At 64.8% G+C, this 23,462-nt stretch carries 14 protein-coding genes and 1 other RNA gene; 3 read left to right on the top strand and 12 right to left on the bottom strand.

Going from position 1 to position 23,462, the window contains the following annotated elements:
* Positions 1-18: 18 nt before the first annotated feature.
* The 6 genes from ABQZ00_RS22455 to ABQZ00_RS22480 form a co-directional block, all read right to left on the bottom strand.
* Positions 19-228, bottom strand: a complete 210-nt coding sequence (locus ABQZ00_RS22455; RefSeq protein ID WP_323539221.1) for a hypothetical protein — start codon at positions 226-228, stop codon at positions 19-21.
* A 185-nt stretch (positions 229-413) separates the two neighbouring features.
* Entirely contained in the window at positions 414-4,259 is a 3,846-nt protein-coding gene (locus ABQZ00_RS22460) for a LamG-like jellyroll fold domain-containing protein (protein ID WP_323539220.1), read from the bottom strand.
* Positions 4,260-4,466: 207 nt separating this feature from the next.
* Positions 4,467-5,495: a pectate lyase gene (pelA, locus tag ABQZ00_RS22465; RefSeq protein ID WP_055852922.1), complete on the bottom strand. Its 1,029-nt coding sequence runs from the start codon at positions 5,493-5,495 to the stop codon at positions 4,467-4,469.
* Positions 5,495-6,472, bottom strand: coding sequence for a pectinesterase family protein (locus tag ABQZ00_RS22470; protein WP_323539219.1), 978 nt, complete (start codon positions 6,470-6,472; stop codon positions 5,495-5,497). Before ABQZ00_RS22470 ends, pelA begins: the two co-directional genes overlap by 1 nt.
* A 13-nt stretch (positions 6,473-6,485) precedes the next feature.
* Positions 6,486-9,686, bottom strand: coding sequence for a TonB-dependent receptor (locus ABQZ00_RS22475; RefSeq protein WP_323539218.1), 3,201 nt, complete (start codon positions 9,684-9,686; stop codon positions 6,486-6,488).
* A gap of 183 nt (positions 9,687-9,869) precedes the next feature.
* On the bottom strand, positions 9,870-12,650 hold the full coding sequence (locus ABQZ00_RS22480) for a TonB-dependent receptor (RefSeq protein WP_115560867.1): 2,781 nt from the start codon (positions 12,648-12,650) through the stop codon (positions 9,870-9,872).
* A 284-nt stretch (positions 12,651-12,934) separates the two neighbouring features.
* Between ABQZ00_RS22480 and ABQZ00_RS22485 the strand changes: the two genes are divergently transcribed.
* The gene (locus ABQZ00_RS22485; RefSeq protein WP_323539217.1) at positions 12,935-13,957 is read left to right on the top strand and encodes a PfkB family carbohydrate kinase; all 1,023 of its coding nucleotides are present in this window, start codon (positions 12,935-12,937) and stop codon (positions 13,955-13,957) included.
* A 160-nt stretch (positions 13,958-14,117) separates the two neighbouring features.
* On the opposite strand, the gene ABQZ00_RS22490 is transcribed toward ABQZ00_RS22485, so the two are convergent.
* Both ABQZ00_RS22490 and fabV read right to left on the bottom strand, forming a co-directional pair.
* Positions 14,118-14,417: a hypothetical protein gene (locus ABQZ00_RS22490; RefSeq protein ID WP_323539216.1), complete on the bottom strand. Its 300-nt coding sequence runs from the start codon at positions 14,415-14,417 to the stop codon at positions 14,118-14,120.
* 437 nt (positions 14,418-14,854) lie between these two features.
* Positions 14,855-16,063, bottom strand: a complete 1,209-nt coding sequence (gene fabV / locus ABQZ00_RS22495) for an enoyl-ACP reductase FabV (protein ID WP_055852906.1) — start codon at positions 16,061-16,063, stop codon at positions 14,855-14,857.
* A gap of 322 nt (positions 16,064-16,385) precedes the next feature.
* On the opposite strand from fabV, the gene ABQZ00_RS22500 reads away from it, so the two are divergent.
* Positions 16,386-19,724: an nSTAND1 domain-containing NTPase gene (locus ABQZ00_RS22500; protein ID WP_323539215.1), complete on the top strand. Its 3,339-nt coding sequence runs from the start codon at positions 16,386-16,388 to the stop codon at positions 19,722-19,724.
* On the top strand, positions 19,721-20,134 hold the full coding sequence (locus ABQZ00_RS22505) for a hypothetical protein (protein WP_311238070.1): 414 nt from the start codon (positions 19,721-19,723) through the stop codon (positions 20,132-20,134). Before ABQZ00_RS22500 ends, ABQZ00_RS22505 begins: the two co-directional genes overlap by 4 nt.
* Positions 20,135-20,138: 4 nt before the next feature.
* Here ABQZ00_RS22505 and ABQZ00_RS22510 read toward each other — a convergent pair.
* The 4 genes from ABQZ00_RS22510 to ABQZ00_RS22525 all read right to left on the bottom strand — a co-directional run bounded on the left by ABQZ00_RS22510 (position 20,139) and on the right by ABQZ00_RS22525 (position 23,430).
* A non-coding RNA gene (locus ABQZ00_RS22510) (sX9 sRNA) lies at positions 20,139-20,216 on the bottom strand.
* A 394-nt stretch (positions 20,217-20,610) separates the two neighbouring features.
* On the bottom strand, positions 20,611-20,862 hold the full coding sequence (locus ABQZ00_RS22515; RefSeq protein ID WP_115552481.1) for a hypothetical protein: 252 nt from the start codon (positions 20,860-20,862) through the stop codon (positions 20,611-20,613).
* Positions 20,863-21,574: 712 nt separating this feature from the next.
* Entirely contained in the window at positions 21,575-22,207 is a 633-nt protein-coding gene (locus ABQZ00_RS22520) for a response regulator transcription factor (RefSeq protein WP_323518237.1), read from the bottom strand.
* Entirely contained in the window at positions 22,204-23,430 is a 1,227-nt protein-coding gene (locus tag ABQZ00_RS22525) for a sensor histidine kinase (RefSeq protein ID WP_323539214.1), read from the bottom strand. Before ABQZ00_RS22525 ends, ABQZ00_RS22520 begins: the two co-directional genes overlap by 4 nt.
* Between the last annotated feature and the right edge of the window lie 32 nt (positions 23,431-23,462).

The raw sequence follows: 23,462 nt of genomic DNA on the forward strand, positions 1-23,462 counted from the left end.
GCGTTGGCTGCAAGCCTGCTAGGACTTGTGACGCCGATAGTGGTTGCTGGTACTGGTGCTGCGGTAGCTGCCACCCTTATGCGAGGCGCCGTGGCCTGCGCTGTAGTGACCGCCGTGACTGGTGGTGTGGTGCGTGCCGGCGACCCTGACGCGCGCTTGCGCTGTTGGGGCAAACAAGCCAAGTGCGGCCACAGTCAGTGCCACGATGCTCCATGCCTTGCTCAACATTGTTCTTCCCCCTGAAGAAATGTGTGGCTTTCCGGCTGCATTAGATACTGCGTGCATTGATCCTCGCCGAGTTTTTGGGTTGCGTCAATGCGCTTGCGAGAGTGGTCATTGGTGTTGTCGGCTTTGCCCTCATCCGCCCTTCGGGCACCTTCTCCCGCGTGCGGGAGAAGGGATTGGTGAGTTGGTTATGGGCTGTTTTTTGTCGTTGGTGCGGTGGTTGGGGTTGGCAGCGACAGCGTATTGTTGAGGCTGGTAATTTCTGCGGCGTTGCCATCGGTGATGACGCGTAGTTGTGCGGTTTTTAGGTTTGCGGCGTTGGTTAGCGGCAGGCGCACCTGCGTGGTGATTGGCTGCAGATTGCGTGGTGCGGCGAGTGCCGGGAACGCGGTTCTTGCCAGCTCCTTGCCACGCGCGTCCTCCAACGCCACAAACCCTGCCGGTGCATCGGCATGGCCTAGGCTATGCACGGTCACTTCGATGGCGTCTGCGGTCATGCGTACGTCGCCGTGGCCGATGCCCAGGTCCGGGCGCAGTTCGACCGGGGTGGTGGCTGCGATGCGTTCGAGCTGCAGGATGGTGGTGCGGGCTGCGGGGAAGTCGATGTCGATGGAGGCGCTTTTTTCGAAGGCCAGTTCCCGCGTCTTGGTTGCGCTGTCGAGCTTCCCGTCGCCATCGCGGTCCACGCCTTGGGTGATGCGCCATTGGCCTGGGGCGACGTTCCAGCCGGTCATGCTGGCGCGCTGAGGTTTACTGGAGGTGTTGTAGGCGATGACGGTGAAGCGGTCTTGCCGGGGTGCGGGGATGGCGATGGCTACTTGCGTGGCGGCCTCTGGGTTGTTGAAGCGCCAGCTCACGGTATGGCCGGGGTAGGTCTGGTTGCGCTTGAGCGCCACGCCGCCAAGGCGGGCGCGTTGCAGGTTGACCGTGGGGGATTCCACGCGGTCGCTCCACCAGTGGCCTTCGGTGTTCATGTAGAAGTTTTGCAGTTTCTCTCTGGCCTCGCTGCGGTAAATGGCGGCGAGATAATCGAGATTGCCGGTTTGCTCCCAGGCAACAAAGTGCGGGAAGTCAGGTGCGCTGCCATCCTCTTTGTTTGCGGCATCAACCAGCTTGCCGCTCCAGTCGCTGCGCTTGCCCATGACGTCGAGAAAGTTTTCGTTGAGCAGCGACAGGCCATTGGGGCCGCTGTTGGCGACGCGGTAGTTAATCGGTTTGAGATAGCGCTCGTCGCCGGTGAAGCGGTAAGCGGCCCAGAAAGTGTGCAAGGTGTCGGCGCCGCCGCTGCCTTCGAACAGTTCGCCGCCGCGAGTTTTGCCGGTCTGCCAGTTGATTTCGTTGGGCAGGGCCCAGTTGCCCTTGGCGTTGGTGTAGGCATGGGCGAGGTAGCCATCCGCCAGCCCGGTGACGATGCGGCGGCTGTTGGGGTCGGCATTAAAGCCGCCCAGGATGATGGCCGGGTGCACGACAGGAAACGAGTACGGCTTTTGCCATTGCCAGTTGGGCTCGCGGTAGACCTTGCGGCCGCCAAACCAGTTGCTGGCAAACAGCAGGTGGCCTTGCGGGTTGACCTGGATGATGGTGTCGAAGGCTTTCACCGTTTCCATCAGGCGCTCGACGGTGCGCGGGTCGCCCCAGTTGAGATACAGCAGGGCGCTGTTGAGGTTGATGCCCTCCTCGTAGGAATGCAGCTCGTCGGTTTCGATGGTGGACAGGCCGTTGGTGAACATGCCGTTGCGATAGTTGGCATCGGACAAGGCCAGCATGGAGGCGTTGAGGATGTCCGGGTCCACGCCCATCAGGGCGACGCCGGGCCATTGCTGCACCAGGTCGGAGTCGTCGGAGATGCCACCGCCGAAATCGCCGTACGCCACCTGGCGCTGCTCGATCCACCAGCGGATGTAGCGACGCGTGGCGCTGAGGTCTTGCAGCTGCCAGAACGCCCAGGCGGGCACGCCCTTGGGCACTGCAGGCATCTCGACAGGCAGCGTGCCCTGGTTGGCGTAGCTGATGTCGTTCCAGTACTGGCGGCCGAGTGCGTGGTCCGGGTCCACGCGCAGCAGGTCGGTGATGTCGGCGTCCAGCCGCTTGTAGAGCAGTTGGCGCTTGGAGGTGGTGTGTTCTTCGACCAAAAAGCCCCAGTTGTCCTTGACCTGATTGAAGCGGTCGGCGACGTGCTCGGTGATGGCCTCGGCGCGTGGTTTGAACACCAGCTGCAACTGGGTGCCGTCGAGTGCGCCGGCATCGAAGCCGGGCGCAGCGGCGGCGATGCTGAGCATCAAGCTGTCGTTGCTCAAGATGCGGTCGCGCAGGTCCAGCCACAGTGTGCGCGGCTGGCCGGGGGTGACCGCGACCGAGACATCGATCATGTCGCGCGCGGGCCAGATGGGGTCCTTGATGCGGATGTTGAGCGGGATGCTGCCGTTGTGGGTGGCCGGCAGGTTCAGCGCCGGCAGGGTGATGGCGATGCCGTCCAGGCCGTCGTGCATGTTTTCCCAGCCGTACGACCAGCTGCGCATCAGCGCCTGGTCTGGCGGCGGGTCGCCCAGGCTGGACGGCACCAGGATGTGCACGATGGGGTGCTGCGCGGTGTTAGCAGTCTTGTCGCTGGGGCGCTTGCGGGCCGGTGCCTTGGTGGGCAGCGCGATAACGGTCTGGCGCTCGCTCAGCGGGTAACGGCCGGCGATGTAGTCGCGCAGCGAGGAGAGGTTGTCGTAGTCGGGCTGGATGTCGCTGCGCACGGTGTAACTGAGTTGCGCGCTGCCTTTGGGCACCTCGCCCGGTTGCACGTTGTAGGCCCAGAGTTCCTGGATGGGGGTTTCCTGCGCGGTGTTGGCAAAGCGCAGCGTGCCGCCGCGGCGTGGCGCGAACTGGTCCACGCTGCGCACCACGCCTTGCTTGCGCTCGAACAGCGGCTGCGCTGGTGAATTGGGCGCGGCGTAGCTGGCCTGGCCGTAGGCGGCACCGCGCAGCTCGATGCGGTTGACCGGCTCGTCCGGCAGGGTGAGGTCCAGCGCCTTGCCGCCTTCGACGTAGGTGTTCCAGTCGGGCAGCTGGAAGTAATCGTTGCGCCCCGGCAGACGCGAGCGGTTGTAGACGCCGGGCCAGGTGGTTTCGGCGATGCCGTCGGTGGCCTTCCACATCCATTGCTTGAGGTCGCGCGCGTCGGTGAATTCCACCTTGCGGATGCTGGTGACCGGTGCGTCCAGCACGGGCGGTGCGTGGCCGTTGTCCCAACCGAAGCGATGCAGAAAAGCAGCGCTTTGCGCGGCCTGGGTGGGCGGCTCGGCGGTGCTGGGCTCTTGCAGACGCGCCAGTGCGGCGGCGCCGTTGGCATCGAGCATGCGGTCGTAGATGCGGATCTCATCGAAATCGCTGCCGCGCAAAAAGTTGTAGCGGCTCTGCACCTGATGCGGCGACATGACGCGGCCGGCGAGGCCGAACTGGTCGAGTGCGGCATCGTAATCGAGCGCACCGCCGTTGGTGCAGGGTGCACCGCAGTCCACGCGTGCGGCCTCTTTGCCGTCTACGTACAGGCGTACGCCGCGGGTTTCGTCCCAGGCAAAGGCGATATGGGTCCACGCGCTGGCGCTGGGGTTTTTATCCAGCTTGAAGGAGACGCGGGTACGCGCGAGGTTGGCATCGGTGACGAAGGCGTCGAAGCCGTGGCCGTTCCAGTCGATGCGCAGCCAGGCCATGTCCCAGCTGGTGTGGTCGGCGTAGCCGACGCGGAAGATCACGAACGGCGCTTCGCCGACCGGGTAACGCGAACGCCAGAAGAAGCCGAGCGTGCCGCGCTGGGTGTAGAGGTTGCCGGGCGCATTCCACGACAGCACGCCGTCGTCGGCCCATTCGATGGCATTGCCGCGTTTGCCGGTGGGCACCAGCATGATCTTGTCGCGGAAGTTGGGGACGCGATCGCCGCGGGCCACATCGGCCTCCAGGCTGCGATCGGCCGAGACCCGGAACAGCAACTCCGGGGCCGTGGGGGTGGCCGCACTCACCGGCAGCGCGATCAGACACAACAAACCCATCCAAACCTTCAGCACACGCACCTCGTCTCTTTCAAAACCACTGCCGCACCGCATGGGCGACAGACACTGCAACGTGCCACCACAACGCAGCACGCGGCGCACGCTTGGCGGCGAGCACGCGGGCCGGCACGTACGAGAGTACATGCCGTGCCTGCGTGCTGCGCGCGCCAGCCTGCGCCGCGTGCGGTGGTGCGATCGCTGCGTCCACTACAGCCCGTTTGCGGCCTTCCACTTGGGAATCTCGTCCTTCAACAACTTGTCCGGCCAGGTGCCATGCCAGGCATAGCCGACGCGGCGTTCGTTGGGCACCTGCATGTAGTCGGTCAAGGCCTTGCCCTCGCGGTTGGCATACAAGGGGCGTTGATTCTGCAGGTCGTAGAAGCGTGCCCATAACGACGCACCGGGTTGCGCGACCAGGATCACGTCCTTGCCGGTTTCCTGGTTGGGGTCGTCGATTTTCTTGGTGGCCAGATCGCGCATGCGGTGGGTGTCGAACCAGACACCGGCCGATTGCACCGCGGTCTTGATCTTGGCCGACGGGTTGGGCTGGCGCATCAAAAACCGCACGATGCTCACCGACTCGCTGGACGACAACGAGGCTAGTTCATACGCGCGTGCCTTGGCCGGCTTGAGCGTGACTTCGTCGTACTGCGCGCCCCACACGGTGAGCGTGCTGCCGATCTTGACCTGGGTGGCGAGCACGCATTCCAGGCCCTTGGTGACTGCCTGCACTGCGCGTGCGCCGTGGCTGCTGCGCAGCTGCGCGCCGGTGTCGCCCTTGCCCTCGCCGATGTCCTGCAGCAGGTTGAGCACACGCACCATCGCATCATCGTTGTAGGTGATCTGATGGTGATAGGACGACAGGTCCGGGTAGAACTGCGGCCAGCCACCGTTGGCGTACTGCGCCTTGAGCAGATAGTCCACGCCACGGCGTGCGGCAGCGATGTACTTGGCGTTCTTTTCGTTCTTGAAGGCGGTGGACAGGTACGTGATTTCGGACGTGGTCGCCTTGTTGTCGATGGTGGCGTCGTCCTTGCGCCCGGGCTGTTGCAGCTCGGCGATTTCGGCGGCGGTAAAGGTGCGCGTGTAGTCCACCGCCACGCCCTTGTACTGCTTGGACCAGCCACCGGAGGCGGTCTGCAGCAGCAACATGTTGTCGGCGATCTTGTCGGCCATGGCCGACAGCGGGGCCAGCAGCAATGCGGTGGTGAATGCGAGTGTCGATAAGCGGATCATCAGAACGGCCTCCAGCTGCCCAGGATGGTGTTACGGTCCAGCGCGGCGGCCTGCGCAGCGGTGAGCTGGCGCGACCACTTCACGCGGCGCGACGGGTTGGCGCCGTTGCCGCTGCTCTGGTATTCGCTATAACGGGCGGTCGCCTCGTTGGCGGTGTTGCCCCAGTTGTTCCAGCCTTCGGGCAGGATGTGTGCGCCCAGCTGGCTGCTGATAAAGCTGACGCTGGCATACGGCCGCCACGGGCGCCCGAGGTGCACGCGCGAGACACCGCTGGCGGCGGTGACGCGGGCATTGCGGAACACGAAGCCGCGCGCGCTTTCCTGCGGGGTAGAAGCGGCGGTGAGATAGCCATCGCCCAGCGAGTGCAATTGCACGTTTTCGAACAGCGCGGTGCCGGCGCCGAACACGAAGTCCACCGTGCCTTCCACATAGCAATCCAAAAAGTACGACAGCTTGGCGCCGCGCAGGTACAGCGTGTCCTGGTAACCGAGGAAGCGTACGTTGCGGAACGCAGCGCGATCGCCATCCACACGCACCGCCACCGCCTGCCCCACCGGGCCTGCGTGATTGCCCAAGGCGAGTTTTTCGGCGGTGAAGTCGTTGCCGGCGATGATGACGCTGGACGAGCCGGAGGTGCCGTATTCCTTTCCGATGGCCGGATTGATGCGCGAGGCGTAGTTGTCGTAGGTGATGATGGTCTGGGTGGGGCCGGCGCCGGTGAGCTTGAGTGCCGGTGCGTTGGACGGCACCACGATCAGTTCCTGGTAGGTGCCGGCGCCGATGTTGATCTGCGCGCGTTTGCCGCCCTGTACGGCGGCGTCGATGGCGGCCTGTACGGTGCGGTAGCCGGCGCTGCCCTGCTTGGCCACGGTGTAGACCGGGTCGGCGGCCAGGGCCACCGTACTGCAGAGCGAGAACCCCGCCAGCATGGCGGTGGCGGCGAGGTTGCGTAACACGATCCTGCGATGCAATTGCATTGCTGTGCTCCTGTTAGAACTTGTAGCGCGCGCCGACGTAGTACTGGCGTCCGGTGACGGTGTATTTGTCCGGCAGTTCCAGCGTGGAATCGACGTAGCGACGGTCGGGGGTGTCGAGGAGGTTGATCGCCTCAAAGGTCAGCGACAGGTGGTCGTTGAGCTTGTAGGACATGTTGAAATCGACGTTTTCAACGCTGTATTTGCCGGTGACATCGGCGGTGACAAGACGCTTGCCGTCCAGGTCGTAGACGTCTTCCTGGGCGAGGATGTTGTTGATGTAGCCATCGCGATAACTGGTGGACACGCGCGCACTGAAGCGGCCGTCGTCGTAATAGACGGTGGCGTTGTAGGACTGCGGCGAGAGATTGAGCAGGTCGCGCTCGGTGGTGGTGGTGGTGATGCTGGTATTGCTGTTGCCGGCGGTACTGAACAGGTAATTGATCTTGGAATCGACCTGGGTGTAGTTGAGCTGCACGCCGAAGTTGCGCCAGAAGCCGGGCAGGAAATCGAAGGCCTGCTGATACGTCAGCTCGAAGCCCTTGAGCGGGCCGCCGGGCGTGTTGAAGTAGCTCTGCACATTGAAGATGGTGTCCGGGGTGAAGCCTGCGGGCAGCAGATCCAGCGAGTAGCCCATCGCTTCCCAGGTGGTGAGCACACGGGTGCGCTGCACGTAACTCTGGATGTCCTTGTAGAACACCGCCGCCGACAGCAGCGAGCCTTCGCGGAAATACCATTCGGCGCTGAGGTCGTAGTTGGTGGAGCGGAACGGGTCGAGCTTGGGATTGCCCAGATTGATCGAGAAAAAGCGCCCGTCGTCGAAGAACTGGGTGGGGCCGCCGCTGACGCTGGGCGACAGGTAGGCCAGCGTGGGGCGTGCCATGGTCTTGGCCGCACCGAAGCGCAGCACGACCTCATCGCTGACATCCCATGACAGGTTCAACGAGGGCAACACATCGCGGTAATTGTGATTGACGGTGGTGGGCACCAGCAGGCGCTCGCCGGGGTTGGCGGTGGCGCTGGCCACGCCGAAGAACGACTCGCAGTTAGGCGAGATGGCGCCGGAGGCGGTGGCCGTGCACGGTGCATAGCCGCTGGCGGCGATCTGCGTCTGCACGTAGCGCACGCCCAGGTTGCCGCGCAGCGCGCGACCCCACAGGTCGGTATTGAAATCCAGCTGCAGATACGTGCCCAGGCTCTTTTCGTTGACCGCGAAATTATTGTTGGACGAGCCGAAATGGCCGACATCGGCCAGGCGGTAATCGCCACCGGGCACGCCGGTATCGCAGTTGCAATTGATGTTGAGCAGGTCGGCGACTTTCTGGAAATCCGGAATCACCCAGGTGGTGGGGAAGTTGCCGTTCAAGCTGCGGCCGAAGCCGTCCAGCGTGGTGTTCAGATCGCCCACGCCCACGCCGGCCGGCAACGCCTGCGCCAGGCGACCGTAGGAGACATGGCGCGACTCGGTCGTCTCCATGTCGTAGTCCTTGTAGGCCAGACCGGTGCGGAAGGTGAAGGTGGAATTGATGTTGAATTCCAGATCCAGCTTGGCGGTGTCGAAGGTGTTGCTGACCGACTGCGGATTGAGCCGCACTTCGCTGATGTTGGTGCCGCGCGCGGTGCCATTGCTGTTGACCGGCACCGCGCCATAGCCGAGCCACTGCCAGTTGTTGGGGTCGGCGGCGTCGAACGGGAACGTCATGCTGGGGTAGTCGCCACCATTACGCCGGTCGAGTACGAAACCGTCGAGGTTGGTGTTGTCGAAGCTGACCAGCGAGAACACCGGGCGCTCGTAATCGGAGGTGGAATGGCCGACCAATGCAGTCATGCGCACCTGGTCGTTGAAGCGGTGCGCCAGGTCCAGGTTGAACTGCTTGAACTCGGTGGATTCTTCGATGGTGCTGGATTCGGTGCGGTAGTCGACGTTGTCGAACACGCCGTAGGTGAGGCGGTTCTGCTCGTCCACTTGCGCTTCGCGCACCGCAATCTGGGTCTTGCCGCCGAAGTTGGCGGTGCGGTGCAGGTTGGCGCCAACCGAATCTTCGCGCTGGTCCTTGTCCAACTTGGAATACAGCAGGTCGACGTTGAGCAGCGTGTCGTCGCTGAACTTGAATTGCAGTGCGCCAGTGACACCGAGCCGCTTGATCTCGTGATCGGTGCGGATATAGCGCGGGTAGCGCGGAATCCATGCATCGGTGGCGGTTTCGTAGGCCTGGATGTTTTCGGGCGTATTGGCCGGGCGCGCGATGCCGGTGCCACAGCTGGTGGCACTGATGCCGTAGCTGCCCCAGCCGTTGTTGCGGTCTTGGTTGGCCTGCGAGCCTACGCCAGCGCGGGTTTCATTCAACAACGGGTTGCGCGGGGTTTGCGGGTTGTAGCCCACTGGCGAGCAGAACCCGTAGGTGCCGTTGTTGGTGGCGGTGCTCTGGTTGGAGTTGCGGTAGTTGCCGTGCTCCCAGCGCACCGGGTTGTAGCCTTCTTCGCGCAGATGGCGCTCGCTGTAGGACACCGACATCAATGCGCCGACGCGACCATCGGCCCAGATGTTGCTGATCAGGCCGGAGAAGCGCGGGTCTTTTTCGCGCGAGAGATCGTTGTAGCCGTATTGCGTGGACGCAGCGGCTTCAAAGCCATCGAAGTCGAACGGCCGCGAGCCACGCAAATCGACGGTGGCGCCCAATGAGCCTTCGTCCATCTGCGCCGACTGGGTCTTGCTGATGGTGACGCGGCTGAACAACTCGGAGGCGAAGGTATTGAAGTCGAAACCACGGCTGCGGTTGACGCCATCGCTGCCGCTGCCGGCGGTGGCCAATGCTTCCAGCCCGTTGATGCGCACGCGGGTGAAATCCGAACCCAGGCCGCGCACCGAGATCTGCTTGCCCTCGCCGCCTTCGCGGTCGATGGAGACGCCGGCGATGCGCTGCATCGATTCGGCCAGATTCAGATCGGGAAACTTGCCGATATCTTCGGCATAGATCGCATCCACCTGCTCCACGCTGTAACGCTTGGCGTCCAGCGATTGCTGAAGGCTTTCGCGGTAGGTGGCCTTGACCTGCACACGGTCCAGATCCACCGGATCGGTGGGCGTGGTGGGCGAACCGACGGTTTGCGCGGCAGCGCCGACACCGTGCAAGGCCAGCACAATGGCCACCGACAGACGCGCGGCGGACAGGCGGGCGCCTGCCGCGTGGGCAGGACGACACGAACGGGCTTGCATGATGCGGCTCTCTCCCTGGCACTGGCTGCAAAGACGCGCTCAGCCCCCCAAGGCCATCGGCGTCGCACGAAACATCCCGCCCACCGCGTTGCATGCGCGCCCGAAAAACCGGGCGCAAGACGTCATCGCGATCAGGCGTTGGAATCAGGCCCGCTGCGCGTGTGCGCAGCGGGCGGACACGCGTTAGAACTTGTAGCGGGCGCCGAGCAGGAACTGGCGACCGGTTTCACCGTATTGCAGCGGCAACTGGCCGGTGCGCGGCGAGGACACCCATTCGTCGGAGGCTTCGTTGGTGAGATTGATGCCTTCCAGGCTCAGCTCCAGCTGCTTGCTGATCTTGTAGCGCAGCGAGGCGTCGATCATGGTGGTGCCGGTCATGCCGTGCACGCCATCGACGTTGAAGCCGGCTTCCGAACCCGGTGCCTGGGTCAGGTAGTCGTCGCGGTTGGTGGCCGACACGCGCCCTGCGAAGGATTCGCCTTCGTAGAACAAGGTGGCATTCCACGACGAGCGCGACAGCCCGAGCAGATCGTTCTTCATCACCGGCGCGCCGCTGCTGGCCAGGTACTGGATCTGCGAGTCGACCCAGGTGTAGTTGAGCTGCACGCCCAGGTTGGCCCACTTGCCCGGCAGGAAGGTGAAGGGCTGGGTGTAGTTGGCTTCCACGCCCTTCAATTCGCCGCCCGGGGTATTGAGCGGAATGCTGAAGGCGAAGTCGTCGTTGACGGTGGCACCGGTGCCGTCCAGCAACGAGGCCGGCAGGCCGCTGCTGGAATACGGGCGCACTTCGCGCGCGGTTTGGATAAAGCTTTCGATGTCCTTGTAGAACAGGCCGACACCGACCATGGCGCCTTCGTTGAAGTACCACTCCAGGCCGAGGTCGACGTTGGTGGCTTCGATCGGGTCCAGATCCGGGTTGCCGCCAGCCACGGTGCGCGACCCGCCGGCCACGGCCACGGTGACGCCGGGGGTGAGGCTGCCCAGGCCGGGACGGCTCATGACCTTGGCCGCACCCAGGCGCAGCAGCAGGTCGGGCATCAGCTCGGCCACCAGATTGAACGAGGGCAACGTGTTGTTGTACTTGCGGCCCACGGTGGTCTGCGTCGGGATGTTGTTGATCAACGCGAAACCGGTGGACTCCTGCTCGGTGCGCACGTAACGCACGCCGAAGTTACCCGACAGCGGAATGGACCCCAGGTCGGTGGAGAACTCGCCCATCAACCACACGCCGCGGTCCTTTTCTTCGACGCTACGGCTGTTGTTGACGCGCGGAGCCACTGCAAAGGTGCCGCTGTTGCTGTAGATACCGAACTGATCGGCCACCGCATCCAGGTTGGGCACGACCCAGGCATTGGGGCTGCCGTTGATGCCCTTGAGCCCGGCCTGTTCGGTCAGGTCTGCCGGCACGATGGTGGTGCCGTTAGCGAAGGTGGGCACGGCCAGCTCATTGGCGCGGCGCAGTTCGACGGTGCTGAAGGTGTAGTTCTTGGCCAGCACGCCGCCCTTGAGGCGGAAGCCGGGGCTGACGTTCCAGTTGAAGTCGATCTGCCCGGTGTCGAAGTCGTTATCCACCGACTGCGGACGCAAACGGATTTCGGCCAGCTCCCAGCCATTGGGATTGGTCGGGTCGATCCCGTAGTTCAGCACCGGCGCGCGGTTGTTGCCGCGGTAGTCGTAGCTGTACCCGTCGACGTCGTACTTGTCCATGATGATGGTGGTCTGGATCGGGTTCTCGTGCGCAGAGCGCGAGGTGCCCACCCGGGCATTGACGCTGAAGGCATCGTTGAAACGATGCTCCATGTCGAAGCTGATCTGCTTGAACTCGGTGTTCCACTCGTCGTGGCGGTTTTCGGTACGGATGTCGACGTTGTCGAATTCGCCGTAAACCAAGGCGTTGTTGCGGATCTCGCCGTTGCGCACGATGGTGGCCGGCTTGCCGTCACGCACTGCACGACGCGGGGTGAGCCCGTCGCGGTTGCGGCTGAAGGAGATCGCTTCGATGTAGTGCTCGTCGCGCTTGGCGTCGATCTTGGAATACAGCATGTCCAGCGACAGCGTGGTGCGATCGGATGGCTTCCACTGCAGCGAGCCGGTGATGCCCAGGCGCTGCTGGTCGTGGATCTGCTGGGTGTAGCGCGGGAAGCGCGGGTGGTAGACATCGGCCGAGCGCGCGGCGGCGAACGGCGAGGTGGCGCTGAAACCGCCGTTGCTGGTGCCATTGGCCCAGCGGCCGGTGTTGGAACCTTCTTCCAGCACTTCGCGCTCGGTGTAGGCCACCGACAGCAAGGCGCCGAAGGTGTTGTCGGCCCAGGTATTAGCGATCAAGCCGGCCACGCGCGGGTTGGCCTTTTCGGCCATCGCGTTATAAGCGGCCTGGGTGCTGGCAGCGAAGGTGAAGCCGTTGTAGTCGAACGGACGCGCGGTGCGCAGGTCGACGGTGGCGCCGAGCGAGCCTTCTTCCACGTCGGCCGAGGCGGTCTTGCGCGCGATCAGCTGCGAGAACAGGTCCGAGGCGAACACGTTGAAGTCGAAGCCGCGGCCGCGGTTGGTGCCACCGCTCTGGTCGCCGGCGCCCACGGTGGTGAGCGCTTCCATGCCGTTGATGCGCACGCGGGTGAACTCCGGGCCCAGACCACGCACCGAAATGGCGCGGCCTTCGCCGGCCTCACGGGTGATCACCACGCCGGGGATGCGCTGCAGCGATTCGGCCAGGTTGAGGTCGGGGAACTTGCCGATGTCCTCAGCGACAATCGCATCGACCACGCCGGCTTCGCCGCGCTTGATGTCCAGGGCCTTTTCCACCGAGGCGCGATAGCCGGTCACCGTGACGGTGTCCAGGTCCACGGCCGGTTCTGCAGGCGCTTGGGTGGTTTCTTGTGCTGCCAGGTGGCCGCTCAGCGCCAGGCCGATCGACAACGCCAGCAAGGTAACCGGTGTCTTCCGGTTGGTGGTCCGAAATTGCATGTCCTCCCCTCCCAAGGGTCCATGAACAATGTGAAATGCGGGGTGTGAGCGGCAATGACACCGCTGGTCAAAACGACGTTACCAGCTGAATCGTCGTTCAACATCTTGCAGCGCAGCAGAAAACGTCATCATATTTGCCCTAAAGGGGTGCAAGCGGTCGCTTCAGGTCGCATCATGACGCTCGCCCGGCGGGTTTGCGGCCGGCTAGAATGACACCGATGGTCATCGTAACGCGCCACCGGTCCCCCACCCTGTGACGCACCACACAGCCGAGGTACTACCGCATGAGTCGAGCCCGCATCCTGTGTTTTGGAGAGTTGTTGCTGCGCCTGGGGGCGCCTGGTCACGAGCTGCTGTTGCAGCAGCCGCGACTGGACGTGCATTGCGGTGGTGCCGAAGCCAACGTCGGCGTGTCGCTGGCGCATTTCGGCCACGACGTGGCCATGGTCAGCACCGTGGCCGACAACCCGCTGGGCGCCGCGGTACTCGGCGAGCTGCGCCGGCATGACGTGGACACGCGGCATGTGCGGCGGGTGGATGGCCGCATGGGCCTGTACTTTTTGACTACCGGCGCGATCCATCGCCCCAGCGAAGTGGTCTACGACCGCGCCGATTCGGCGTTTGCGCTGGCGTCCGCCGATGCCTACGACTGGCCGCGCCTGCTTGACGGTGCGCAATGGCTGCATCTGTCCGGGGTGAGCCCGGCGCTGGGCGCCGAGGTGGCGCAGGCCACGCTGGCGGCAGCGCGCGCCGCGCGGGCGGCCGGGGTCAAGGTGTCGTTCGACGGCAACTACCGGCCCAAGTTGTGGCAGCGCTGGCAGGGCGATGCACGCGGCATCCTGCATCAGCTGTTCGACTGCGCCGATGTGGTGTTTGCCGACTACCGCGATATCGGTGTGGTGCTCGGTGGCGAGTTCCCGCAGGACACGCTGGAGGCGCGCGTGGAAGCGGCCGCGCAGCAGGCGTTTGCCGCATTCCCGCAGCTGCAGTTGATGGCCTGCACGCAACGCGTGGCGCATAACGTGGACCACCACAGCCTGGGCGCGATGCTGGTGCCGCGCGAGGGCGCGGTGGCGCGCGCGCCCAGCGAAGAACTCACCCCCATCATCGACCGCATCGGCGGTGGCGACGCGTTTGCAGCCGGCGTGCTGCACGGCCTGATCGAAGGCTGGTCGCTGGACGACACGGTGCGCTTCGGCCTGGCTGCCGGTTGTTTGAAGCACTCGATTCCCGGCGATTTCAATCCGCTGTCGGTGGCCGATGTGCAAGCCTGTGTGGGCGATGCGCGGTTCGATGTGAAGCGGTGAGGAGCGGGGAATCGGGAATCGTAAGAGCTGAAGCTGGTCGCCTCATCGGTTGAAACGCTGCAGCGCATGAAACGCGCCGCGGCGCGAACCAATCAAGAGCGACTAACGAAACTGCTGGGCGGCCATGAGGTCGCCCGCTGCATCCGTTCCCCGCTCCACTTCAGATCGGTGCCTCACGCCCAGCGCGTGCGCGGCGCTTGTCGATGAGCCATGCCATGGCGGCGCTCACCATCACCACGCATACCGATGCCGGAACGCTGAAAAACGCGGCGATCAGCAATGCGTTCTGCCAGGGAGGCGCGGAGCCGTCCTGCATCACCACGACGCACACCACCACTGTGGTGACCAGAAGATTGATGACGGCTTTCAGCGCGCCGTGCAACCGACTAAAGCGCAACAGCACAGCGCAGACGGTGCTGACGAGCAAGGCCAGGACGAGATGGGCGATGAGTTTGTCCATTGGGTGCCGGGATTAGGGAGTGATCGTTCGGGAGTGGTGGCGGTGTCGCTGACGCAATGCTGCGTGTCTCTGGAAGCGATGAGCAACACGCGGACTGATCCCTTCCCCGCTGGCTTGGGAGAAGCTGCCCGAAGCGCGGATGAGGATACGGTGGCTCGACGTTGCGCCATCCACCGTGTTGGCAATGAAGGCGTCACCGAGCGCGTCGAATCAGTTGCCGGGAGCCGCGACGCAACACTGCAGCCGCGCGCCGCATCAACGCGCGGCGATAGCGCATCCCGCCGCATAGCTACGCAACAACAGCAACACCACGGCCTGCCCCCATAAGAACGGCCGGGCATCACTGCCGGCCGTTTTCTATAGCTCCGTGTGTGTGCGGAAACTGGAAGAACAGGGAGTCACGCTCTTGCGATTCCCCATTCCCCATTCCCGATTCCTCACCCCAACTCGATGCAATCGAAGCTCACGTCCGTCGCCACATCGGCGTCGTAATCCACGTCGTCGCGCTCGAAGCCGAACAGCTTGAGGAACTCGTGCTTGTAGCCGGCGTAGTCGGTGAGCGCGAACAGGTTCTCGGTGGTGACCTGCGGCCATAGCGCCTTGCAGGCGTCCTGCACGTCGTCGCGCAGTTCCCAGTCGTCCAGGCGCAGGCGGTTTTCGTCATCCAGCTCGGCCGGCTGGCCGTCTTCGCGGTACAGGCGCTCACGGAACAGGCGGTCGAGCTGGTCGATGGTGCCTTCGTGCAAGCCCTTTTCCTTCATGATCTTGTAGACCATGGAGATGTACAGCGGCATCACCGGGATCGCCGCGCTGGCCTGTGTCACCACCGACTTGAGTACCGCCACATTGGCGCTGCCGCCGCGGGCGGCCAGGCGCGCGTTCAAGCGTTGCGCGGTGTGGTCCAAGTCCACCTTGGCCTTGCCCAGCGCGCCGTGCCAGTAGATCGGCCAGGTGATTTCGGTGCCGATATAGCTGAAGGCCACGCTGCGCGCGCCGTCGGCGAGCACGCCGGCGCCTTCCAGCGCGTCGATCCACAGTTCCCAATCCTGCCCACCCATCACGGTGATGGTGTCGTCGATTTCCTGCTCGGTCGCCGGCTCGATCGAGGCCTGGATGATGGCGTCCTTGTTGGTGTCGATGGCGGTGGCGGTATAGGTGTTGCCGATCGGCTTGAGCGCCGAGCGCTTCACTTCGCCGCTGCCCGGCAGCTTGCGCACCGGCGAGGCCAGCGAATACACCACCAGATCGACGCTGCCGCCCATCTCGGTCTTGATCAGCTCGATCACTTTTTCGCGCGCCGCATCCGAAAACGCATCGCCATTGATCGACTTGCTGTACAGGCCCGCGGCCTTGGCGTGTTTGTCGAAAGCCGCCGAGTTGTACCAGCCGGCGGTGCCGGCCTTGGTGGCGGTGCCGGGTTTTTCGAAAAACACGCCCAGCGTGTCCGCACCGAACCCGAACGCGGCAGTGATGCGCGAAGCCAGGCCGTAGCCGCTGGACGCGCCGATCACCAAGACCTTCTTCGGGCCGTCGTTGCGCACGCCGCGCGTGCGCGTTGCGGCGATCTGCTCGAGCACATTGCGCTCGCAGCCAAGCGGATGCGTGGTGGTGCAGATGAAGCCGCGCACTTTGGGATGGATGATCAACGTGGACTCCTGGTCAGCAAGATGCTGGCGGCATCTTAATCGGTGCACCGCATGCGAAACAGCCTGATGCGTAACACACGCTGCTGTATGGAGGGCGATACGCCCGCGCGCGGCGACTGCCTGCCACGCGCGTCGCCCTGCCAGCCGCCGGCCCGCCGCGCCCCGACAACACGGCCCTGCGCTCGCGCGTCACGCCGTGTGAAGCGCGACGCCGGGCAATTGCCGCCGCAACAGCTGTGCTATTTTTCGGGGCTGCCCTGCCGTGCCGTGCCTGTTGGCGATTGTCCAGGCCCCTTCCAGTTGTACGACCGGTATCCGAGCGATGTCTCTTCGTAGCGAGCGCGTCACGCAGCTGAGCTCCGTTCCGCGGTTCCGCCTCGGCCCGCTGCTGGTCGAGCCCGAGCGGCTGACGCTGATCGACGACGGCCAGACCATCACGCTGGAACCGCGCATGATGGAAGTGCTGATCGCACTGGCCGAGCGCGCCGGCGAAGTGATCAGCGCCGAGCAGCTGCTGATCGAGGTGTGGCACGGCAGCTTTTACGGCGATAACCCGGTGCACAAGACCATCGCGCAGCTGCGCCGCAAGCTGGGCGACGACAGCCGCCAGCCGCGCTTTATCGAAACCATCCGCAAACGCGGCTATCGGTTGCTGCCCAAGGTGGTGTTTCCGCAGGAGTATCGCGGCGCGGTGATCGGCACCGGGTCGTGGGCGCAGGGCAGCCCGTACGTCGGCCTGCAGGCGTTCGACCCGGCGCACGCAGAGGTGTTTTTCGGCCGCAGCCACGCAATTGCGCAAGTCGTTGCGGCGTTGCGCGCGCAGCTGCACAGCCAGCGCGGGCTGGTGCTGGTGAGTGGAGCGAGCGGCTGCGGCAAGACCTCGTTGTTGCGGGCCGGCGTGGTGCCGTTGCTGTCGCACGCCGGCGGGCTGGATGGGCTGGAAGCGGTGGCGGTGACGTACTGCAATCTGGCGCAATGCCGCGGCGGCGATGTGCACGACACGCTCGCGCGCGCACTCGGCCAGTGGTCAATCGCCGAGCGTGCGGTGTTCTCGCCCGCACAACTGGCACGGCTTGCGGAGTGGCTGCAACACCCTGCCCCGCTGCATGCCGCAATCGTCGAAGCGCTACGGTACAGCGCCCCGGTACGCGATAGCGCGCAGATCCAACGGCATCTGCTGCTGGTGATCGACCATGCCGAAGCCATGGTGGCCGCACCCGGCATCACCGATGCCGACCGCAGCGCGCTGGCCGCTGTATTGCAGGCGCTGTGCAGCAGCGCGCATGTGGCGGTGTTACTGCTGACCCGCAGCGACTTTTATCCGCGGCTGATCGATGCATTGCCGGACATCGTCGAACTCAAACGCAGCGACGGGCATGTGGATCTGCTGCCGCCGCGCGACGGCGAGATCGGCCAGATCATTCGCGTGCCGGCAGCGATGGCCGGGCTGCGCTTCGAAGAAGAGCACGACAGCGTCAGCCGCCTGGACGATGTACTGCGCGACGCCACCGCGCGCCAGCCCGATGCGTTGCCGTTGTTGCAGCATTTGTTGCATGCGCTACACGCGCAGCGCAGCGACGATGGCCTGCTGACGTTTGCAGCCTACCGCGCCTTGGGTGGATTGGAAGGCGCGTTGGCGCACCACGCCGAAGCGACCTTTCGAGCCTTGCCGGCCGCCGCGCAGGCAGCGCTGGGCGAGGTTCTGACACAGCTGAGCGTGATCCACCCCGACAGTGCTGCGGTGACCGCACGCCGTGCACTCTGGTCGGCGTTGCCGGCCGACGGTGCAGCGCATGCGCTGGTCGATGCCTTCGTGCATGCGCGGCTGTTCGTCAGCGAACTGGTGGCCGGCGAGCCGGGGTTTGCGGTGGCGCACGAAGCCTTGTTGCGGCAATGGCCACGTGCGGCCGAGTGGATCCACGAAAACCGCCGATTACTGCAGGCACGCAAGCGCTTGCAGCTGGCCGCGCAGCGTTGGGCAAGCGAGGGCCGGCGCACCGATCACCTGCTCAACAGCGGGCGCCCGTTGAGCGAAGCGCGCGAAGCCGCACGGCGCATGCCGCAGGATCTGGATGCGGTGGATGTGGCGTTCCTGCGTGCCTGCGAACGCTCGCAGCAACGCCGCCGCGGCCTGTATGCAACAGCCGCCACCTTGTTGGTGGTGCTGGCCAGCGCATCGCTCCTGCTCGGTTGGCAGGCGCGCCAGGCCCAGCAAGTGGCAGAAGAGCGCCGCGATCAGGCGCAGCAACTGGTGAGCTACATGCTGGGCGATCTGGCCGAGCAGTTGCGCACGGTGGGCAATCTCAAGCTGCTCGACAGCGTGGGCAGCCGCTCGCTGCGCTATCTGGAAGATCTGCCCAACGCCAGCATGCAACCGGGCGATCTGATCAACCACGCCCGGGCCCTGCGGACCACCGGCGAAGTGCTGATGAACCAGGGCAAGTTGGACGAGGCGCAGGCGGCGTTTACGCGTGCGGCCGCCACCGCCGAGCAGGCACGCCTGCGCGCACCCGACATGCTGGATGCACATGCGGAAACCGGCCAGGCGGCGTATTGGCTGGGGAATATGGCCTATCGCAAGAAGCAGTTCGCGCTGGCGCACACCCATTGGTCGCAATATCTGGCCGCGAGCGAGTGGCTGGTGCGCAGCGTGCCGGCCGATCCTCACTGGCAGCTGGAACTGTCGTACGCGCTCAACAATCTCGGCATGCTGGCCAACGCGCAGGGCGATGTCGCAACGGCGATCGGGTTTTTTGCGCGCGACATCGCGCTCAAGCGGGTGCTCAGCGCGCGCGCTCCGGACAATGCATCACTGCGCTACGAATTGATCGACAGCTTGTCCGGGCTGAGCCTGGCGCAGGAAAACCAGGGCCTGCTGGCACCTGCCGAGCAGGGGTATCGCGAACAGATCGCAATGCTGCGCGTGCTGGTGGACAACGACCCGCAGGCGCAGGCCTGGCAGCGTCGCCTGGCGGTGTCGTTGGTCCGCGTGTCCAATCTGGCGTTGGTGCAGGGTCATCTGACCCAGGCGCAGCGCGACGCGCAGGACAGCGTACGCATCCTGCAGCCGCTGGTGGCCTTGCAGCCGGACAATCAGACCTGGCGCAGCGATCTGGGGCATGCCTATACGCAGGCCGGCTGGATCGCCGCATTGGACGGGCAGTCTGCGCAGGCCACGCAGCAATTGGGTCAGGCGCGTCACACCATGGCCAGCCTGCTGCTGCAGTCGCAGCCGCTGCCCGACTGGGAATTGCTGGATGCCATCATCGCGTTGCGCTTGCACCACATCCAGGCCGCTCATGCGGGCAGCCTGGATCAGATCGTGGCGCGCGTGGATGCACTGCATCGCGCCAAACCCGACGATCTGTCGGCTATTTCGACATTGGCACTCGCGTTGGTCTGGCAGGGCGAACAACGCGCAGCTGCGGGCGATGACAATGGCGCACGTGCTGCATGGCAGCGCGCGGTGACACTGTTTGGCAAGGACATCGGCAACAGCCGCGACAAGAACCTGCTCGACCCCTGGATTCGCGCCCAAGTGCATCTGGGCCAGCGCACTGCTGTTACGCAACAGCTCGGATGGCTGTACCAAGCGGGCTACCGCCACCCGGGGTTTGTCTCCTTCTATGCCCCGCTTCTCAAGGAACAGGACAAGTCATGACGGACTTCAGCATCAAGCTCACGGTCGCTCGGGTGGGATTCGGCGGGAACACGGGCGCTGGCGAATATTTCTACAGCTTTGCTCCGGATCTGCTGATTGTCGACAAGGACGACGGCGTATCGACGTTGACTTATCACTTCGATGAAGACGTTGTTCCCAAGCATTTCAAGATCAAGAGTTTGCTGACGACCGACGCGTTCAAACAGATCAGTGAACCCTTGATTGCCCCCGGCGGCCGCAGCGTCTCGGTCGTCAACGCCAATAGCGTCCCCACACTGATCTTTCTGACTCTCATCGTTGAAGACCCAAGCCGCAAGGACAAGAAAGGAAATAAAGTCTGGTTCAGTTGCGATCCCCAGGTCGGCAACGATCCAAAGATCAACCCGCAGGAACGTCCGCCCCGAGAATAAGAACGGCTGACAAGACGTAGCGAGCGGCTGCCAGGTCGGTGAGGACGGCGCGCAGAGACCGGCAGGTACGCGTGTGGTACGTGCCCGATTCTGAGCACCGGCCGCGCCCGCCTGGTGGTCGCGCAGTGATTTTTTAGTCGCTCCTCATCTGCTGCTGCACGCGGTCTGCCAGTTCGCTGCCAGGCGATGCGCCGCTCGGCTAGGTTGGACGGTCGAGCGATAAGGGCCGCGCAATGCGTGCGACCGTCAGGGCACTGAGCCGTGATGCGCTCACTGCTGGCAAGTGCCGCTGCGAATCAGTCGCACCGGCGGCGTTGGATGCCGAGGTGCCAGCCGGTGGAGACAGACGGTCGGCACCGGGAGCGCACTGTCGTGCCGGTCGGCGTGCCTGGAAAAGACGCTATGGATCCGCCGGTTCCCGGCAACCCTGACAGGCCGCTGTTTGCCTGCCGGTGGTTGCTTGCTCCCTGCGTTGGTCATAACCAGGCCGGGGACGCGTCGGGGCCGAGTGGATTGCAGGCATCTTTGTCGCAGACGCGAGCTGCGGCGCGCTGCCTGTCCAGCTCGCCAGGACCGAAGACCATGCGCAGAACAGGGTCGACCGCCGACGGCTTGGTCAGCAATGCGGCCTGGGCCCAGGGTGCGGGCAGTTCGGCCTGCGTTGGACCCGACCAGCCCACCATGACGAGCAGAACGAGAAGCACAGCGACGGATCGGGGTTGGCGCATGACGGACTCCGCAGCAGACCGGAGCGCGGCGCGTTTCCGGGCGGCGCCAGTGGCCGCCGGATCACCTTGGTGCGTGGCCGCTCGCCAGACCTGACGGCAACCTTACGGTTGCTGGCGGAAGCTGACGGATTCTCAGAATCTTTTTTGAAACAACTAGATAGAGCAGCCGTGCGGAGTGCTGGCTGGTTGACGGACCGGCGTGCTTGGCGTCGCTGCCTGCCTTCGCCACAGCTGCGTGACCTGTGGGAAAAGGGGCATTTGGGTGCAGCTCTTAGGTCAACCCAGGGGTAAACCTGGAGTGGCTGGTCGCTGGCACCGAGCCATGCGGACTGGCTGCGGGCGGTTACTTCTCCCTTTGCGCGAAGCTGCTCCGCAGGGATGGGCGAGGTTGAGAGCGAAGCTCCGTGTCGTCAGATTCCGCGGGTGGCTTCGCCCCGTACCCTCACCCCAACCCCTCTCCCGCAGGAGAGGGGCTTTAGGCTCCCCGTTATCTCCTCGACAGAGGAAGATTCCCCCCATCGACATGCGGATCAGCCTTGGTCAACCGGAAGCAGACGACAGGCTTCCCGGTCGCCATGGAGCTCTCCCTTCTCCCATCGGGAGGGAGCTCTTTCTTCTCCCATCGGGAGAAGGTGCCCCGCAAGGGCGGATGAGGGTACGGGCGAAGCCTCATGCCCCCACTTCGCCTGGCACTCGCACCCAACCCCCGCCCTCAAATCACCCGCAAGGTGATCGCCTTCAGCACCGCGCGGGTGCGGTCGCGGGTGCCGAGCTTTTCCAGGATGGTTGAGACGTAGTTCTTCACCGTTCCTTCGGCCAGGAACAGGGTGCGGGCGATTTCCTTGTTGGAATAGCCGCCGGCCAGCAGGCGCAGGATCGCCACCTCGCGTTCGCTGAAGGTCTCGCTCGGGGCCTGTTGGTCGCGGAACTGGTAACGCGCGCGCACCGGGTCGGTGCTGACCGGTTGCAGCAGGGTTTCGCCGGCGGCGACGCGGGCGATGGCATCGCGCAGGTCTTCCGGGGCGGCGTCCTTGAGCAGGAAGCCCTGCGCGCCGGCTTCGGTGGCGCGCAGCAGCAGGTCGCTGTCGTCGAAGGTGGTCAGCAGCAGCACGGGGGTGCGGTCGCCGCGGGCGCGCAGTTGCCCCAGCGCCTGGATGCCGTCAACGCCGGGCATGCGGATATCGCTGAGCACCACATCCACCGCGGTGACGCTGAGCGCATCCAGCAATGCCTGGCCGTCGTCGGCCTCGCAGACCACCTCCACGCCTTGCTGCTGCAGCAAAGCGCGCAAGCCGGCGCGGACCAGGATCTGGTCGTCGGCCAGGGCGACTCGAAGTGAACTCATAGCGGAACTCTCGCAGTCAGATGCATGCCGCCCGTGGGGGTAAGGCCTAGATCGAGGTGGCCTTGCAGGGACGCCAGGCGTTCGCGCATGCCGGTGATGCCGTTGCCTTCGCGGATGCACTCGGCGCGGCGGCCGTCGTCTTGAATGTCCACGCGCAGCTGCGCGTTCTCGCAGTGCAGATGCACCGCGACTTCATCGGCATCGGCATGCCGCACGGCGTTGGTCAGCGCCTCCTGCACCAGCCGCAGCAACAATTCGGCCACGCGAGCATCGGTGATGCGCACGTCCGGGTCGATGCGCAGGCGCAGCGCCGGGCGCGGGAACGGTGCGGCCAGCGCGCGCAACGCGGTTTGCAGGTCCAGGCCGCGATCGTCGCGCACGGACTGCACCACGTTGCGGATGTCGGCCAGCAGTTCGGCAGACAGCTGCTCCAGCACCGCAATGTCGTCGCGCTGCGCCAACGCGGGGTCGGCGCTGAGCAGGCGCAGATTGATGCGCATGGCGGTGAGTTTGTGGCCAGCCACATCGTGCAGCTCGCGCGCCAGGCGCAGGCGCTCGGCGTCGCGGGCGCTGTCGGCCAGCAACGCGCGCGTGGCCAGCAGATCGGCGTTGACGTAGGCCAGCGCATCGCGCGCGCGCTCGGCACTGCGCGCGTAGTTGGCGGTCAGCGCGGCAAAGGCCTGGAAGCTGGTGTAGATGGTCACCATCAGCAGTGGGCGCGGGAGATGCACCTGCACGAAAATCGCATACGTGGCCGCATTGATCACCAGCATCAGCGCCAGCACCTGCGGCGGTTGCCAGCGTATCGCCGCCTGCGCGACCACCAGCACCAGCAACACCGGCGAGGTCCCGGTGCGCGGCTCCAGCCAGACCAAGGCCACCGCCAGCAGTGCCTGCAGCAACAGGGCGCCCCGCTGCGGCAGCGGCCGTGGCGGCAGCAGGTAGCGCAACAGGAACACCAGCGTGAAGCCAATCAAGGTGGCCCAGCGCCATCGCGCAGACGGTGAGAGTTCCGGACCGAACGACAGCATGACCGCCGCGATGGTGAGCATGCCGGCCAGGTTGAGCGGTTTGGCGATGTCGCGCAGGGGGGATGTCATACGGCGATGCTGACCGCCGCGTGCCCGCTCGGCAATGGTGCGCCTGCAGAAAGTGACTTCCGGCAGGTGGGATCGATGACCTGCGGCCCCTGTGCCGGGCGCGGCGCCTGCGCACACTGGCATCACCAACCCACCCCAACGCCACGGAGTTACGC

This window comes from Xanthomonas sp. WHRI 10204, from assembly GCF_040202875.1.
In the GTDB taxonomy this organism is placed as follows: domain Bacteria; phylum Pseudomonadota; class Gammaproteobacteria; order Xanthomonadales; family Xanthomonadaceae; genus Xanthomonas.

Excerpts from the sequence above, each read along its gene's own strand:
- ABQZ00_RS22455 (WP_323539221.1), bottom strand. The coding sequence starts at position 228 with ATGTTGAGCAAGGCATGGAGCATCGTGGCACTGACTGTGGCCGCACTT.
- ABQZ00_RS22460 (WP_323539220.1), bottom strand. The coding sequence starts at position 4,259 with ATGGGTTTGTTGTGTCTGATCGCGCTGCCGGTGAGTGCGGCCACCCCC.
- pelA (WP_055852922.1), bottom strand. The coding sequence starts at position 5,495 with ATGATCCGCTTATCGACACTCGCATTCACCACCGCATTGCTGCTGGCC.
- ABQZ00_RS22470 (WP_323539219.1), bottom strand. The coding sequence starts at position 6,472 with ATGCAATTGCATCGCAGGATCGTGTTACGCAACCTCGCCGCCACCGCC.
- ABQZ00_RS22475 (WP_323539218.1), bottom strand. The coding sequence starts at position 9,686 with ATGCAAGCCCGTTCGTGTCGTCCTGCCCACGCGGCAGGCGCCCGCCTG.
- ABQZ00_RS22480 (WP_115560867.1), bottom strand. The coding sequence starts at position 12,650 with ATGCAATTTCGGACCACCAACCGGAAGACACCGGTTACCTTGCTGGCG.
- ABQZ00_RS22485 (WP_323539217.1), top strand. The coding sequence starts at position 12,935 with ATGAGTCGAGCCCGCATCCTGTGTTTTGGAGAGTTGTTGCTGCGCCTG.
- ABQZ00_RS22490 (WP_323539216.1), bottom strand. The coding sequence starts at position 14,417 with ATGGACAAACTCATCGCCCATCTCGTCCTGGCCTTGCTCGTCAGCACC.
- ABQZ00_RS22500 (WP_323539215.1), top strand. The coding sequence starts at position 16,386 with ATGTCTCTTCGTAGCGAGCGCGTCACGCAGCTGAGCTCCGTTCCGCGG.
- ABQZ00_RS22505 (WP_311238070.1), top strand. The coding sequence starts at position 19,721 with ATGACGGACTTCAGCATCAAGCTCACGGTCGCTCGGGTGGGATTCGGC.
- ABQZ00_RS22515 (WP_115552481.1), bottom strand. The coding sequence starts at position 20,862 with ATGCGCCAACCCCGATCCGTCGCTGTGCTTCTCGTTCTGCTCGTCATG.
- ABQZ00_RS22520 (WP_323518237.1), bottom strand. The coding sequence starts at position 22,207 with ATGAGTTCACTTCGAGTCGCCCTGGCCGACGACCAGATCCTGGTCCGC.
- ABQZ00_RS22525 (WP_323539214.1), bottom strand. The coding sequence starts at position 23,430 with ATGCCAGTGTGCGCAGGCGCCGCGCCCGGCACAGGGGCCGCAGGTCAT.